This window comes from Duganella alba (genome assembly GCF_009674495.1).
GTDB lineage: Bacteria > Pseudomonadota > Gammaproteobacteria > Burkholderiales > Burkholderiaceae_D > Rugamonas > Rugamonas alba.
On sequence record NZ_WKJN01000012.1, the window covers coordinates 1 to 14658 of the forward strand.

The window sequence follows — 14658 nt, forward strand, 5'->3', positions numbered from 1 at the left end:
GCCGTGCCGGCAAACGCCGCGGCCACGCCAGCGGCGACGCGCGCAGCGCCAGCCGCAGCGACGACCGCGCCGGCCACGCAAGCGCCGGCTGCCGCCACCAAACCTAAGGAGCCGGCACGATGAATCGTCCGCACTATATCCTGCTGCCGGTCAGCCCGCTGTTCATCGCCTTCAGCCTGTTCTGCGCCTTCCTGCTGAATCTCCTGCCATGGGGCCAGTTCGTTGGCGTGCCGGACTTCGTGGCGCTGCTGCTGGTGTTCTGGGGCGTGCACCAGCCGCGCAAGGTCGGCATCGGCACCGCCTTCTTCCTCGGCCTGCTGATGGACGTCCACGACTCCACGCTGCTGGGCGAGAACGCGCTGGCCTACACGCTGCTGTCCTACTTCGCCATCATGCTGCACCGCCGGGTGCTGTGGTTCCCGATCTGGACCCAGGCCATCCACGTGCTGCCGCTGCTGATCATGGCGCAATCGGTGCAGCTGCTGGTGCGCTTCTGCGTCTCCGGCAAAACGCCGGGCTGGTTCTACTTCGTTGAAAGCGTGATCGCCGTGGTCCTGTGGCCGCTGGTGACCTGGATGCTGCTGGCGCCCCAGCGCCGCGCGGTCGACCGCGATCACACGCGCCCCATCTGACGCTGCGGCTCCGGCATGACTGAAATCAAGGACAACCAGCGCGAACTCCAGCAGTTCCGCCTGCGCCTGACGGTGCTGGGCGGGATGGTGTTCGTCTGCTTCGCGCTGCTGCTGTTGCGCTTCCTCTGGCTGCAGGTCGTCAAGTACAGCGACTTCGCCGTCAAGGCGGAAGAGAACCGCATCGCCATCGTCCCCATCGTGCCGAACCGCGGCCTGATTTTGGACCGCAACGGCGTGGTCCTGGCGCGCAACTACTCCGCCTTCACGCTGGAGATCACGCCGTCCAAGCTGAATACCACGCTGGACGAAGCCATCGACGAGCTGTCCAAGCTGGTGGAAGTCGACATCAAGGACCGCAAGCGCTTCAAGAAGCTGCTGGACGAATCGAAGAATTTCGAAAGTGTGCCGCTGCGCACCCGCCTGACCGACGAGGAAGTGGCGCGCTTCACCGCGCAACGCTTCCGCTTCCCCGGCGTGGAAGTGCAGGCGCGTTTGTTCCGCCAGTATCCGCTGGGCGAAACGGCGTCGCACGTGATCGGCTTCATCGGCCGCATCAACCAGTCCGAAGTCAAAGCCATCGAAGCCACCGACGACGGCCCGAATTACAAGGGCACCGACCATATCGGCAAGGAAGGCCTGGAGAAAAGCTACGAGAAGCAGCTGCACGGCCAGACCGGTTATCAGGAAGTGGAAGTGTCGGCCGGCGGCCGCGCCGTCCGTACCCTGTCGCGCACGCCCGCCACGCCGGGCAATAACCTGATCCTGTCGATCGACATCGAACTGCAGAAGGTGGTGGAAGAAGCCTTTGGCGAATGGCGCGGCGCGTTTGTCGCCATCGAACCGGAGACCGGCGACATCCTGGCCTACGTCTCGCGTCCCGGCTACGACCCGAATCTGTTCGTCGATGGCATCGACGCGCAAAGCTGGAGCGACCTGAATACCTCGCTGGACCGGCCGATGGTCAACCGTCCGCTGTCCGGCACCTACGCGCCCGGTTCCACCTTCAAGCCGTTCATGGCGCTGGCCGCGCTGGAACTGAACAAGCGCAATCCCGCTACCGCGTACCCCGATCCTGGCTTCTTCTACCTGGGCGGCCACAAATTCCGCGACGATAAAGTGGGCGGTCACGGCAACGTCGATCTGCGCCGCTCGATCATCGTCTCCTGCAACACCTATTACTACCAGCTCGGCAACGACATGGGGATCGACGCGATCACCCAGTTCATGCAGCCGTTCGGCTTTGGCCAGAAAACCGGCATCGACCTGGATAACGAAAAGACCGGCGTGCTGCCGTCCAAGGAATGGAAGCGCAAGCGCTTCAAGGGCAATGCGGGCAAGTGGGTCGGCGGCGACACCATCTCGGTGTCCAACGGCTCCGGCTACAACTCGTACACGCCGCTGCAGATCGCCCACGCCATGGCCAACCTGGCCAACAACGGCGTGGTGATGAAGCCGCACCTGGTGAAGATCGTCGAGGACGGCGGCACGCGCGCGCGCAAGCTCACCGTGCCGACCGAGAGCTACCGCATCCCGCTCAAGCAGGAAAACATCGACATCGTGAAAAGCGCGATGGTGGGCGTGAACAGTGAGCAGGGCGGTACCGCCTTCCGCGCCTTCGGCAACGCCGGCTACACCTCGGGCGGCAAGACCGGTACGGCGCAGGTGGTGGGCATCAAGGCCAACGAGAAGTACAACGCCTCGGCGCTGGCCGAACGCCTGCGCGACAACGCGCTGTACACCGCCTTTGCGCCGGCCGACAAGCCGAAGATCGTCATCGCCATGGTGGTGGAAAACGCCGGCTGGGGCGCGGAGATCGCCGCGCCGATCGCCCGCAAGGCGCTGGACTTCTACCTGCTGGGCAAACGCCCGGCCGACAAGGAAACCACCAAGGTGCCGAAGGAAGACGCGGCGGAAATCGTGCCGATCGAAGATCCGGAAGCGGCCGAAGCCGCCGCTGCGGCAGCCGAATCGCGCCGCGAGCCTGCGCCGACGCCAGCTCCGCCGCCAACGCCCGCCGCAGTACCGGCGCCGCAGCCGCTCGCGCCGGCACGGAAGAAACAATAAGGACCACCACATCATGCGCATCCATGAAAGACGTTCGCTGTGGCGTCGTATGCGGCCATACTTCACCGTCTTCGACGTCCCGCTGACCCTCATCATCATCATGCTGCTGACGGTCAGCACGATTACCCTGTACTCGGCCAGCATCGGCATCCCCGGCAAGATCGAGGACCACTTCCGCAATATCGTGTTGTTCTTCTTCGTCATGTGGCTGGTGGCGAACATCACGCCGCAGATGATGATGCGGATCGCCGTGCCGGCGTATGCGATCGGCGTGTTCCTGCTGGTGTGCGTGGCGCTGGTCGGCACCATCAAGCTGGGGGCGCGGCGCTGGCTGCACATCGGCGTGACCGACATCCAGCCGTCCGAGCTGATGAAAATCGTCACACCGCTGATGCTGGCGTGGTTCTTCCAGAGCCGCGCCGGCCACCTGACCTGGCATTCCTACCTGATCGCGGCGCTGCTGCTGATGGTGCCGGTGGGGCTGATCGTGCGCCAGCCGGATCTCGGCACGGCGCTGCTGGTGGTGGCCGCCGGCTTCTGCGTGATCTTCCTGGCCGGCCTGGCGTGGAAGGCGCTGGTGGGATTGTTCCTGGCCGGCGCCGCCGCGCTGCCGGTGATCTGGTCGGTGCTGCACGACTACCAGCGCGAGCGCGTGATGACGCTGATCGATCCGACCACCGACCCGCTGGGCAAAGGCTTCCACATCATCCAGTCCACCATCGCCGTGGGTTCGGGCGGCGTCACCGGCAAGGGTTGGACGCATGGCACGCAGGCTCACCTGGAATTCATCCCCGAGCGCACCACCGACTTTATCTTCGCGGTTTATTCGGAGGAGTTTGGCCTGATCGGCAACCTGATCCTGATGGTGCTGTACCTGATGCTGATCGGCCGTGGTCTGATGATCGCCGGGAACGCGCCCAACTTCTTTACCCGTCTGATGGCCGGCGCGGTGACCATGATTTACTTCACCTATGCCTTCGTCAACATGGGCATGGTCAGCGGCATCCTGCCGGTGGTGGGCGTGCCGCTGCCGTTCATGAGCTACGGCGGCACCGCGCTGCTGACGCTGGGCCTGGGCGCCGGCATCCTGATGAGCATTCAGCGCCACCGGAAACTGGTGCAGACCTGATGTCGCTTGCCCACGGGCCCTCGTGGTGGCAGCGCCTGCGCCCCCACGTGATGGTGTTTGACCTGCCGCTGGCGTTGGTCATCACGGCGCTGCTGTCGGTGGGCCTGGTCACGCTGTATTCGGCCGGTCTCGCCATTCCCGGCAAGGTGTCGGACCAGTTGCGCAATATCGCGGCGGCGGTGCTGGTGATGTGGTTCGTGGCGAACGTCACGCCGCAGATGATGATGCGGCTGGCCGTGCCGGCGTATGCCGTCGGCGTGGCGCTACTGGTGGCGGTGGCGCTGTTCGGCATCATCAAGGGCGGCTCGCGCCGCTGGCTGTATATCGGCACCCAGATCCAGCCATCCGAATTGATGAAGATCGCCATGCCGCTGATGCTGGCGTGGTTCTTCCAGCGCGAGCAGGGCCACCTGAGCTGGCGCTCCTATCTGATCGCGGCAGTGCTGCTGGCGATACCGGCCGGCCTGATCGCGCGCCAGCCGGACCTCGGCACGGCCATGCTGGTGACGGCGGCCGGCGCCTGCGTGATTTTCCTCGGCGGCCTGTCGTGGAAGGCGCTGGGTGCGCTGCTGGCCGCCGGCGCCGCCAGCCTGCCGGTGTTGTGGACCTTCATGCATGACTACCAGCGCGACCGCGTGCTGACGCTGATCGATCCGTATCACGACCCGCTGGGCAAGGGTTTCCACATCATCCAGTCGATGATCGCCATCGGCTCCGGCGGCGTGACCGGCAAGGGCTGGACGCACGGCACGCAGGCCCACCTTGAATTCATCCCCGAGCGCACCACCGACTTTATCTTCGCCGTGTTTTCCGAGGAGTTCGGGCTGCTGGGGATTATGGTGCTGATGGTGCTGTATCTGCTGCTGATCTGGCGTGGCCTGAACATCACGGTGAACGCGCCGACGCTGTTTTCGCGCCTGCTGGCCGGCGCCATCACCATGATTTACTTCACCTACGCCTTCGTCAACATGGGCATGGTCAGCGGCATCATCCCGGTGGTCGGCGTGCCGCTGCCGTTCATGAGCTACGGCGGCACGGCCTTGATGACGCTCGGCCTGGGCGGCGGCATCTTGATGAGCATTCAGCGTCACAGCAGGGAGGTGCGCGGATGACCGAATTCAAAGACAACGAAGTCGAAATGCGCGAGTTCCGCCTGCGCGTGACGGTGCTGGGCGGCCTCGTGTTCCTGTGCTTCTTCCTGCTGCTGGCGCGCTTTGTCTGGCTGCAGATCATGAAGTACCAGGATTTCGCCGTGAAAGCGGAAGAGAACCGCATCTCGCTGGTGCCCATCGTGCCGAATCGCGGCCTGATTTTGGACCGCAACGGCGTGGTCCTGGCGCGCAACTACTCGGCCTACACGCTGGAGATCACGCCGTCCAGGCTGGAAGCGCCGCTGGATGAAACCATCGACGAACTGTCCAAGGTAGTGGCGGTGGAGCTGAAGGACCGCCGCCGTTTCAAGAAGCTGCTGGAAGATTCCAAGGGTTTCGAGAGCGTGCCGCTGCGCACCCGCCTGAGCGATGAAGAAGTGGCGCGCTTCGCGGCCCAGCATTTCCGCTTCCCCGGCGTGGAAGTGCAGGCGCGCCTGTTCCGCCAGTATCCGCTGGGCGAAACGGCGTCGCACGTGATCGGCTACATCGGCCGCGTCAGCCGCGCCGAAGCCGATGCGCTGGAGGACGGCGATGACGCCGCCAACTATCGCGGCACCGACCATATCGGCAAGGAAGGCCTGGAGAAAAGCTACGAGAAGCAGCTGCACGGCCAGGCCGGTTTCGAGGAAGTGGAGAAGACCTCGGGGGGCCGGGCGGTGCGCACGCTGTCCAGCACTCCGGCCAAGGCAGGCAGCAACCTGATACTGTCGATCGACATTGAGCTGCAAAAGATCGTGGAGGAAGCTTTCGGCGACCGCCGTGGCGCGCTGGTGGCGATCGAGCCGGAGACCGGCGACATCCTGGCCTATGTCTCGCGGCCCGGCTACGATCCCAACCTGTTCGTCGACGGCATCGACACGCAAAGCTGGGACGAGCTGAATAACTCGCCGGACAAGCCGATGATCAACCGTCCGCTGTCCGGCACCTACGCGCCGGGTTCCACCTTCAAGCCGTTCATGGCATTGGCCGCGCTGGAACTGGGCAAGCGCACGCCGACGCAGGTGACTTACGATCCCGGCTTCTACATGCTGGGTGGCCACCGCTTCAACGACGATGTGCCGGGCGGGCATGGCTCGGTCGACATGCGCAAGTCCATCATCGTCTCCTGCAATACCTATTACTACGAGCTGGGTCACGACATGGGCATCAACGCCATTCACGACTTCATGCAGCCGTTTGGCTTCGGTGAAAAGACCGGCATCGACCTGGATAACGAAAAGACCGGCGTGCTGCCGTCGCCGGAGTGGAAGAGCCGTCGCTTCAAAGGTGCGGCGGGACGCTGGGTGGGTGGTGATACTATCTCGGTCAGCAATGGTTCCGGCCTCAATGCCTACACGCCTTTGCAGATTGCGCACGCTGTGGCCAATCTGGCAAACAACGGCGTGGTGATGAAGCCGCACCTGGTGAAAATCGTCGAGGACAGCACCACCCGCGCGCGCAAGCTGACGGTGGCGCAGCAGAGCTATCGCATCCCGCTCAAGCAGGAGAACATCGACTTCATCAAGAACGCGATGGTGGGCGTGACCAGCGAGCCGGGTGGCACCGCCTACCGCGTGTTCGCCAACGCCGGCTACACGGTGGGCGGCAAGACCGGCACCGCGCAGGTGATCACGATTAAAAAAGGCGAGAAGTACAATGCTGCCCGCCTGGCCGAACGCCTGCGCGACAATGCGCTGTTCACCGCGTTTGCGCCGGCGGACAAGCCGCGCATCGTGCTGGCCATGGTGGTGGAAAACGCAGGCCATGGTGGCGAAGCCGCCGCGCCGATTGCGCGCAAGGCGCTGGATTATTACCTGCTGGGCAAACGCCCGGCGGAGAAGGACAAGAATAAAGTGGAAAACGAAGACGTGGAGACCGGCGATGCGCCTGCAAGGTAATCCTCTCCTGCACCTGACCGCGATGGCGGCTGCGCTGGTGCTGGTCGGTTGCGGCACGGCGCCGGTGGCGACCCAGTCGTCGCCGCGTCCCGTGCAGGCGACAGGCCCGGTGATCAAGTCGCCATCCGCCAGCAAGGCCGATCCGTCGCTGCCGGTGCTGCCGCCGGCGAACTCCGGGCGTGGCGGCTACTACCAGGACGACGGCCCCGGCGATGCGCCGCCGCCGAACCTGATGGAGACACCGGATGCGGACGTGCGCAACGATCCGCTGCTGCCGCGCTCCAACCGTCCCTACGTGGTGTTCGGCAAGACCTATACGCCGATCACCGACGACCAGCCGTACACGCAGATCGGCGTCGGCAGCTGGTACGGCAAGAAGTTCCACGGCCAGCGTACCTCGTCCGGCGAGCTGTATGACATGTACAAGATGACGGCCGCGCATCCGACGCTGCCGATTCCGTCGTATGCGCGCCTGACCAATATGGTGAGCGGCGCGGTGGTCATCGTGCGGATCAACGACCGTGGACCGTTCCATCCGAACCGCGCCATCGACGTCTCGTACACCGCCGCGCTGAAACTGGGCCTGCTCGGCAAGGGCAGCCATGAACTGAAGATTGAACGCATCCTGCCGGAAGAGGTGGACCGCATCCTGGCCACGCGCGAAGGCATGTCGGGTGGCGCCAAGCCGCGCCTGACGCCGCCGTCCAAGGACCGCTTGCCTTCCTCGCAGCCGGGCGTCCCGGCTCCTGCGCCAACGCCGACAGTGACCGCGAAGATGATCGACACGCCGCTGGTGCTGACGCCGGCCGCGCCGGCCGCAACGACTGGGACCACAGCGCCGGTCAGCGCCCCGCCCAAGGATATCGAAGCGCTGATGCTGGCCGACCGCGCGCCGGCAGGCTATGCGGCGCCGAAGCCGCCGGCTGCCGCCGGCGGCTTCTATCTGCAACTGGGCGCCTACTCGCGCGCGGAAAATGCGGAGACGGTGCGCGGCAAGCTGTCCGGTAAATTCGAGGCATTGGAAGTCGTGCAGGGCGGTTCGGTGTTCCGCCTGTTCGGTGGTCCGTTCGCCACCCGCCAGGAAGCGCAGCAGGCGGCGCAAGGGCTGCCGTCGTCGCTGGGCCTCAAGCCCATCGTCGTGCAGCGCTGATTCGTAACGCTATTTGCAGCTGCGGGTTTCGGTATTCGGGAAGCCGGCGCGGATTTTTTCCAGCCTGGCTTTCAGGTCCGCATCCACATCGCGGAACTGGAAGGCCAGCAGCTTGCTGCCGCTCATGCGCGGCGCCACGCGCGCGGTGCGCACGCCTTGCTTCATCAGGGCCGCCAGCTGGTTCTGCGCCGCGCCTTCGGTCTTGAACACGCCCAGCGAAATCCCCCAGCGCAGCGGCGAATTGTCGGACATGATGAAGTAGTTGGTCACGCCCAGTCCGCGCAGCTCGCCGGCCTTCTTGTCGGCGGCTTCCTTGCTGCCTTGCGGCGGAATATAAACGATATAGCTCGATACCTCGGTGCCCGGCAGGTTGTGGCGCGACTGGCGGTCGCCCAGGTCCAGTGCTGCCAGCTGGGTTTCGAAGCGGCGCGCGTCGGCCAGCACGAAGCTGGCGACTTCCAGACAGGCCTGTACCGGCGCGGGCGCCGGCCTGGCGTCGGCGCTCGCGGCGGCGACGGTGGCCGCCGCCTTGTTGGCCTGCTCGGCCGAGATGATGGCCAGCTTGTTGGCGTTGAGCTGGTTGAGCAGGCGCTCCGGTTCGTGCTCGTTGCCGCTGAAGTGGCCCAGATAGCCGCGTCCATACGCGAACAGCGCGGCGTTCACGGCGAGCAGGGACCAGAAAATAAACTTCAGCACGGAGCGTTCCTTATTCGGTGCGGACGGCGGCGTGGAGGCCGATCAGCACAATGTTTTCAACGATACGGTACGGTACTTTCAGCATCGGCGCAATGAACGGTGCGGCGCCGCCGGAAATGATGCACGCCTCGGCCTTGTGGGCGGCGCAGGCATGCTCGATGGCGCCGCTCTGCGCGGCCAGGATGCCGCTCAAAATGGCGTCGTCGGTATTGTCGGCGAATCCGTCCGGCAGCTTACCGTCTTGCGCGATCTGCGGCAACTGCGCGGTGTTGCGCGCCAGCGAGCTGGCCATCAGGCCCAGTCCCGGCAGGATCATCCCGCCCAGGAACACGCCGTCCGCCGTGACGGCGTCGATGGTGGTGGCGGTGCCGCAGTTGACCACCACCACCGGCAGGCCTGGCGCCAGCGTGTGGCCGGCGATGGCGGCGGCAAAGCGGTCGCAGCCCAGTTGCGCCGGATTGCGGTAGCCGTTGGTGAGGCCGGCCAGCGCCGGCAGCGAGGCAAACCACTCCGGCTGGATATCGGGCAGGCAGCGTTGCAGCACGTATTCCAGCTGCACCCGCAGGGCGTTGCCGGCGACGTTGGCGATGAGGATGCGCGAGACGCCATGGCTGGTGGCCGCTTCGCACCAGGACAGTTCCAGTTGCGGCGTGTCGGCGTGGGTGGCGGCGCCGTGGGCAATCCATGCGCCCAGTGTATCGTTGGCCTGCACCAGCGCCCATTTGACGCGGGTATTGCCGGCGTCGATCAGTAAAATCATGTTGGTACTCCGGATAAGCGCAGCGAGACATCGCCGGACAGGATTTCCACGCGGCCGTTCTCGGTGTCTAGCAGCAGGCGGCCGATGGCGTCGACGCCGGCGGCGCGGCCTTGCTGGAGCACGGCGCCGTCGTCGAGCAGGACCACTTCCTTGCCCTGCCAGGCGTGCAGCGCGTTCCAGCGTTCGACGAACGGTGCGAAGCCGGTGTCGTCGAATTCATCCAATACGGCGGCGAGGCGGCTCAGCAGAGCTGCCATCAATTGGTTACGGTCCATTTGCGCCAGCCACGGTGCGCTGGCGACTTCGCGGCCGATGGCCGCTTCCAGTTCGTCCGGCATCAACAGGTTGATGCCGCAACCGATGACGGCCCAGATGGCGTCGTCGGTCTTTTGCGTTTCGACCAGGATGCCGGCCAGCTTGGCGCCGTCGCGCAGCAGGTCGTTCGGCCACTTGATCTGCACCGGCACGCCCAGCGCGGCGATGGTTTCGGCCAGTGCCACGCCGACCGCCATCGGCAGGCCGGACAGCTTGTGCAGCGGCCCCTTGAAACGCCAGGCCAGCGAAAACATCAGCGCGGCGCCGGGGCGCGACAGCCAGGAGCGGCCGGCGCGGCCACGGCCGGCGGTCTGGTTTTCGGCGATGCGCAGCAGCGGGCCTTTGAGGCTGTCGATGCGCGCCAGCAGGTCGGCATTGGTGGAGCCGGTTTCGGCGACGACCTCGATCGCCACATGGGTGGCGGAGGTGGCGCAGTGAGCGGCGATGTCGGGCGCGGACAGCGCGGCGGCTTGGTTCATGGCGATGCTCATTGAGGCGGCGCGGCCGGGCTGGCGGCTTTGCGTGGTTTGTGCGGCGCCTTGCTGAAGGCCCAGTCGTAGACGGCGTTCGGCAGCAGGCGCAGCACCTTGGCGACGACGCCCATCTGCCACGGGATCACGGCGTAGCTGTCGCCGGCGGCGATCACCTGCGCGGCGCGGGCGGCGAATTTGTCGGGCGCCATCAGGAACGGCATTGGATACGGATTCACCTGCGTCATCGGCGTGTCGATGTAGCCGGGACAGAGCGTGACCACGCGGATGCCGTGCGGCTTCATCTCCAGCCGCAGCGATTCGCAGTAGCTGATGACGGCGGCCTTGGAGGCGCTGTAGGCTTCAGCGCCGGGCAGCCCGCGAATGCCGGCGACGCTGCCGATGCCCACCAGCCGGCCCGGCGTGCGCTGCGCGCGCATGGCGCCGATGAAGGGCGCGAAGGTGGCGGCGGTGGCGACGACGTTGGTGGCGATGACTTCGGTGAATACGGGAATATCTTCGGCATGCTCGGTCAGGGTGCCGACCGAGATGCCGGCGTTGGCGATCACCACGTCGACGCCGTTCGCATGCGCGAGGAAGGACTGCGCGGCGGCGGCGATCGCCGCGTGGTCGCGCACATCAACCGCGTAGTGGCGGTGGCGTTCGGCGTTGGGGAGCGTGGCGATCAGCGCGGCGAGGGTGTCGCCACGCCGGGCCAGCAGGCCAAGGGTGGCGCCCTGCGCCGCATACTCGCGGGCCAGCGCGGCGCCAAGGCCGCTGGAGGCGCCGGTGATGAAGACGCGCAAAGGCGTCATGCTTACTTCTTCTCTGCTTTGGCTTTGGTGACCAGCACGTCCAGCACCTGCGTCACCGCTTCGTTCAGCTGCGCTTCGCTGTTGGCGTTGGATTCAGCCATCGACGGCGCGGTGACGTATTTGCCGTCCACCGCCAGCAGCGGCCAGAATTCGACGTTGTAGGCGTCCATCATCGACATGGCCTTGCGCAGGTGGCCGACGATGCCGAAGCCGCGGTAGGTATCGATGAATTTCTGCTTGTCGACGCCCTGTTTGGCGACGAAGTCGAACACCAGTTCATCGCGGTTCATGCGGTTGTGGTTGACGTGGATTTCGTTGAAGATCTTGGTGTGCAGCTCAGGCGTCAGCACGCCCATGGCCTGCAGCGTGTAGAACATTTTTTCCTGCGGCAGATCGGCGTTCTGGCGGCCGATGTGCACACGCTTGAAGACGATGTTGTCGCCCTGTTTTTTCACCCAGGCGTTGAGCGTGGCGTCGAAGCCGGCGCAGTGCGGGCAGGCGTAGTCGAAGAACTCGATGATCTCGACTTTTTTGCCGGTGTCCACGGGCTGCGGCGCAGCCAGGGTTTTGTACTCGACGCCGTCCTTCGGACTGGTCGGGGATGCGGAGGCGGTGAACGCCACGGCGCTCAGGGTTACTGCGGTCAGGATGAACTTCAGGAATCGCATCTTTACTCCTCTTATTTCTGGTTGCGCACAACGGCGACATCGACGCCGTTTTCGGACAGTTTGCTGCGTGCCTTGTTCATCGCCTCGACCTGGTTGTAGGGACCCATGCGCACGCGGTGCAGCACGCCGGTGTCGGTGGAGCGGTCCGAGATGGTCGCCTCGAAGCCCAGCAGGGCCAGCTTGGCGCGCGCATTTTCGGCGTCGGCCACTTCGCGGAAGGCGCCGGCCTGCAGGTAGTAGATGAATTTGTCGTCGGCACCGGCCGTGTCGGCAGCGGCAGGTTTTGCGACCGGCTGCGGCGTGACGTTGGCGGCGTTCGGCGCCGCCTTGGGCGCGGCCGGCGTGGCCTGGATCTTGTCGACCACGGCCTGCAGCGGATCGGCCGCGTGCGCAACCGGTGCGGCAGGCGCCGGCGCCGGGGCCGCTGGCGGCTGGTCCTTGGCCAGATCCTTGGCCGCCTCGCGCGCCGCATCCTTGTTGCCGTACATTGGCTTGTTCGGATCGGCGACCTGTCCCGCCGTCGGTTCCGTTGCCTTGCCTGCGTGGCCCTTGTCCGTGAACGGAGTCGAGCCCTTGGTGATCATCAGCGCCACCACCACGGCGATACTCAGGCCGATGACCAGACCGATGACGATGCCGATGAAGGTGTTGCCTTGCTGTGTGCGACGCGGACTAACTGAGCTGAAGCGGCTGGAACGGAAATTCATTGTGCGGGATACCCTTGGCAATTACATTTTGTTGGGAGCGGAAACGCCGATCAGCGCCAAGCCGTTGCGCAGCACCTGGCGGGTGGCGACCATCAGCGCGATACGCGCCGCCTTCAGCGCCTCGTCGTCGACCAGCACGCGCTCGGCGAAGTAGAAGCTGTGCAGGTTGGCGGCCAGGTCGCGCAGGTAGAACGCGATCTGGTGCGGGCCCAGTTCCGTCTGCGCGCGCGCCAGCGTTTCCGGGTAGGCCGCCAGCGTCGCCAGCAGCGCCGCTTCGGTCGGCGCGGTCAGCGGCGACAGGTCGACGCCGGCCAGGTCGGCTTCGTTGCCGGTCCATTGTTCCAGCATGCGGCAGATGCGCGCGTGGGCGTACTGCACGTAATAGACCGGATTCTCGTCCGAGGTTTTCAGCGCGACGTCGACGTCGAACACGAATTCGGTGTCGGCTTTACGCGAAATCAGGAAGAAGCGCACGGCGTCGCGACCCTTGGTGATGTCGCCGCCGCCCGACCATTCGATCAGGTCGCGCACGGTGACGTAGGAGCCGGCGCGCTTGGAGATCTTGACCTCTTCGCCGCCCTTCATCACGGTGACCATCTTGTGCAGAACGTAGTCGGGGAAGCCTTGCGGGATGCCCAGGTTGACCGCCTGCAGGCCGGCGCGCACGCGGGCGATGGTGCCGTGGTGGTCGGAACCCTGGACGTTGATGGCCTGGTTGAAGCCGCGCTGGAACTTGACGATGTGGTAGGCCACGTCCGGCACGAAGTAGGTGTAGGTGCCGTCCTTCTTGCGCATCACGCGGTTCTTGTCGTCGCCGTAGTCTTCGGTGCGCAGCCACAGCGCGCCGTCTTCTTCGTAAGTCTTGCCGGAGTTGTTGAGCATCTCGACGGCGGCGTCGACCTTGCCGTCCGAGTACAGCGACGATTCCAGGTAGTAGTTGTCGAACTTGACGCCGAAGGCTTGCAGGTCGATGTCCTGCTCGTTGCGCAGGTAGGTCACGGCGAAGGCGCGGATCGATTCGATGTCTTCGATGTCGCCCGAGGCGGTGGCCGGCGAGCCGTCCGAGGCCGACACGGTTTTCCCGGCCAGGAAGTCGGCGGCGATGTCGGCGATGTAGTCGCCGTTGTAGGCCGATTCCGGCCAGGCGGCGTCGCCCGGCTTGTGGCCGCGCAGGCGCGCCTGCACCGAGTTGGCCAGGGTCTGGATCTGCACGCCGGCGTCGTTGTAGTAGAACTCGCGGGTGACGTCGTAGCCTTGCGAGGCGAACAGCGACGACAGCGCGTCGCCGAGCGCCGCCTGGCGGCCGTGGCCCACGTGCAGCGGGCCGGTCGGGTTGGCGGAGACGAATTCGATGATGACTTTCTTGCCGGCGCCGGCCGCGGCGGCGCCGAACTGCGCGCCTTGCGCCAGCACGGTCTTGACCACGGCCTGCTTGGCGGCGGCGCTGACGCGCAGGTTGATGAAGCCGGGACCGGCGATGTCGGCCGACTCCACCAGGCCCTTGCCGGCCGGATCGGCCAGCAGCGCGTCGACCACTTTGGTGGCCAGTTCGCGCGGGTTCATCTTGAGCTGCTTGGCCAGTTGCATGGCGATGTTGCAGGCCACGTCGCCGTGCGACGGGTCGCGCGGACGCTCCAGCACCACGTTGGCGGTCACGTCGGTGCCGGCGAGGAGAGGGGCGAGGGCGGCCTGGAACAGGGCGGTGATATCTTGTTTTTGTTGGGCTAGCATGCGCTTAAAAATTCATCAGATAGTGGAAACGGCGGGCGCATGGGCGCCGGCCAAACAGCGTTAATTATACTGTGTTGGCCGGGCGGGAGGCGACTCCCGGGGAAAGGAGCGGGGATTGCTTAATGAATAAACTTTGCGGCAAGAAACGCCAGACTGCCGGACAGGCCCGCCAGGGTGATGGCGGTGGCGAAAAACCATTTCAGCAGCCGCGTTTCCATCGACGCCATCCGGACTTCCAGTTTGGCGATGTCTTCCCGCGTCGCGTAGTTCGACTTGATGACCGCGACGTCGATCTCGACGGCCGTCAGGCGTTTCAGGATTTCTTCGGTGGCGGACTCGGATTTCGTTGGCGTTTCCATTGCTGCCTCCCTCACTGGACTAGCATGGTACTCCCGCCGCAGCCCGCGAGGTTGATGTGGATTAAGCGCGGTTGATACATCCCTTTTACAAATACCGTGGTCGCCTTGCGTCAGGCGCTAATGTATACTGCGCG

14 protein-coding genes are annotated in these 14658 nt (G+C 65.2%); 6 read left to right on the forward strand and 8 right to left on the reverse strand.

Translation table 11 applies throughout. From position 1 onward, the window contains the following. Nucleotides 1-119: 119 nt before the first annotated feature. Genes mreD through GJ695_RS13800 form a run of 6 tightly spaced genes read left to right on the forward strand, consistent with a single transcriptional unit; the run spans nt 120 to nt 8003 of the window. The gene (gene mreD, locus GJ695_RS13775) at nt 120-632 is read left to right on the forward strand and encodes a rod shape-determining protein MreD (protein ID WP_154360491.1); all 513 of its coding nucleotides are present in this window, start codon (nt 120-122) and stop codon (nt 630-632) included. Nucleotides 633-647: 15 nt separating this feature from the next. Next, complete coding sequence (gene mrdA / locus GJ695_RS13780) at nt 648-2696, forward strand: penicillin-binding protein 2 (protein ID WP_154365627.1); 2049 nt, start codon at nt 648-650, stop codon at nt 2694-2696. Nucleotides 2697-2709: 13 nt separating this feature from the next. Next, nucleotides 2710-3825, forward strand: coding sequence for a rod shape-determining protein RodA (rodA, locus tag GJ695_RS13785; RefSeq protein WP_154365629.1), 1116 nt, complete (start codon nt 2710-2712; stop codon nt 3823-3825). Further along, nucleotides 3825-4937 (forward strand): rod shape-determining protein RodA, encoded by a 1113-nt coding sequence (rodA, locus tag GJ695_RS13790; RefSeq protein WP_154365631.1) that lies wholly within the window; start codon nt 3825-3827, stop codon nt 4935-4937. The genes rodA (GJ695_RS13785) and rodA (GJ695_RS13790) overlap by 1 nt, the downstream gene beginning before the upstream one ends. Beyond that, nucleotides 4934-6853, forward strand: a complete 1920-nt coding sequence (mrdA, locus tag GJ695_RS13795; RefSeq protein WP_154365632.1) for a penicillin-binding protein 2 — start codon at nt 4934-4936, stop codon at nt 6851-6853. Before rodA (GJ695_RS13790) ends, mrdA (GJ695_RS13795) begins: the two co-directional genes overlap by 4 nt. After that, complete coding sequence (locus tag GJ695_RS13800) at nt 6837-8003, forward strand: septal ring lytic transglycosylase RlpA family protein (RefSeq protein ID WP_154365634.1); 1167 nt, start codon at nt 6837-6839, stop codon at nt 8001-8003. The genes mrdA (GJ695_RS13795) and GJ695_RS13800 overlap by 17 nt, the downstream gene beginning before the upstream one ends. Nucleotides 8004-8012: 9 nt before the next feature. On the opposite strand, the gene GJ695_RS13805 is transcribed toward GJ695_RS13800, so the two are convergent. From GJ695_RS13805 to GJ695_RS13840, 8 genes are all read right to left on the reverse strand, one after another. After that, nucleotides 8013-8699, reverse strand: coding sequence for an SPOR domain-containing protein (locus GJ695_RS13805; RefSeq protein ID WP_166455214.1), 687 nt, complete (start codon nt 8697-8699; stop codon nt 8013-8015). 10 nt (nt 8700-8709) lie between these two features. Beyond that, nucleotides 8710-9459 carry a type III pantothenate kinase gene (locus GJ695_RS13810; protein WP_154365637.1) on the reverse strand — a complete coding sequence of 250 codons (750 nt, stop codon included), beginning with the start codon at nt 9457-9459 and terminating at the stop codon, nt 8710-8712. Further along, the gene (locus GJ695_RS13815) at nt 9456-10253 is read right to left on the reverse strand and encodes a biotin--[acetyl-CoA-carboxylase] ligase (RefSeq protein ID WP_154365639.1); all 798 of its coding nucleotides are present in this window, start codon (nt 10251-10253) and stop codon (nt 9456-9458) included. Before GJ695_RS13815 ends, GJ695_RS13810 begins: the two co-directional genes overlap by 4 nt. 8 nt (nt 10254-10261) lie before the next feature. Next, nucleotides 10262-11059, reverse strand: coding sequence for an SDR family oxidoreductase (locus GJ695_RS13820; RefSeq protein WP_154365641.1), 798 nt, complete (start codon nt 11057-11059; stop codon nt 10262-10264). 2 nt (nt 11060-11061) lie between these two features. Then, nucleotides 11062-11727: a thiol:disulfide interchange protein DsbA/DsbL gene (locus GJ695_RS13825; protein ID WP_154365643.1), complete on the reverse strand. Its 666-nt coding sequence runs from the start codon at nt 11725-11727 to the stop codon at nt 11062-11064. A gap of 11 nt (nt 11728-11738) precedes the next feature. Beyond that, nucleotides 11739-12434, reverse strand: a complete 696-nt coding sequence (locus GJ695_RS13830; protein ID WP_154365645.1) for an SPOR domain-containing protein — start codon at nt 12432-12434, stop codon at nt 11739-11741. A 21-nt stretch (nt 12435-12455) separates the two neighbouring features. Next, nucleotides 12456-14165: an arginine--tRNA ligase gene (gene argS, locus GJ695_RS13835; RefSeq protein WP_154365647.1), complete on the reverse strand. Its 1710-nt coding sequence runs from the start codon at nt 14163-14165 to the stop codon at nt 12456-12458. Nucleotides 14166-14284: 119 nt separating this feature from the next. Next, complete coding sequence (locus GJ695_RS13840; protein ID WP_154365649.1) at nt 14285-14524, reverse strand: hypothetical protein; 240 nt, start codon at nt 14522-14524, stop codon at nt 14285-14287. Nucleotides 14525-14658 lie beyond the last annotated feature (134 nt).

Bases quoted from the DNA above. Each gene is read 5' to 3' on its own strand.
- mreD (WP_154360491.1), top strand. From the start codon at position 120: ATGAATCGTCCGCACTATATCCTGCTGCCGGTCAGCCCGCTGTTCATC.
- mrdA (WP_154365627.1), top strand. From the start codon at position 648: ATGACTGAAATCAAGGACAACCAGCGCGAACTCCAGCAGTTCCGCCTG.
- rodA (WP_154365629.1), top strand. From the start codon at position 2,710: ATGCGCATCCATGAAAGACGTTCGCTGTGGCGTCGTATGCGGCCATAC.
- rodA (WP_154365631.1), top strand. From the start codon at position 3,825: ATGTCGCTTGCCCACGGGCCCTCGTGGTGGCAGCGCCTGCGCCCCCAC.
- mrdA (WP_154365632.1), top strand. From the start codon at position 4,934: ATGACCGAATTCAAAGACAACGAAGTCGAAATGCGCGAGTTCCGCCTG.
- GJ695_RS13800 (WP_154365634.1), top strand. From the start codon at position 6,837: ATGCGCCTGCAAGGTAATCCTCTCCTGCACCTGACCGCGATGGCGGCT.
- GJ695_RS13810 (WP_154365637.1), bottom strand. From the start codon at position 9,459: ATGATTTTACTGATCGACGCCGGCAATACCCGCGTCAAATGGGCGCTG.
- GJ695_RS13815 (WP_154365639.1), bottom strand. From the start codon at position 10,253: ATGAACCAAGCCGCCGCGCTGTCCGCGCCCGACATCGCCGCTCACTGC.
- GJ695_RS13820 (WP_154365641.1), bottom strand. From the start codon at position 11,059: ATGACGCCTTTGCGCGTCTTCATCACCGGCGCCTCCAGCGGCCTTGGC.
- GJ695_RS13825 (WP_154365643.1), bottom strand. From the start codon at position 11,727: ATGCGATTCCTGAAGTTCATCCTGACCGCAGTAACCCTGAGCGCCGTG.
- GJ695_RS13830 (WP_154365645.1), bottom strand. From the start codon at position 12,434: ATGAATTTCCGTTCCAGCCGCTTCAGCTCAGTTAGTCCGCGTCGCACA.
- argS (WP_154365647.1), bottom strand. From the start codon at position 14,165: ATGCTAGCCCAACAAAAACAAGATATCACCGCCCTGTTCCAGGCCGCC.
- GJ695_RS13840 (WP_154365649.1), bottom strand. From the start codon at position 14,524: ATGGAAACGCCAACGAAATCCGAGTCCGCCACCGAAGAAATCCTGAAA.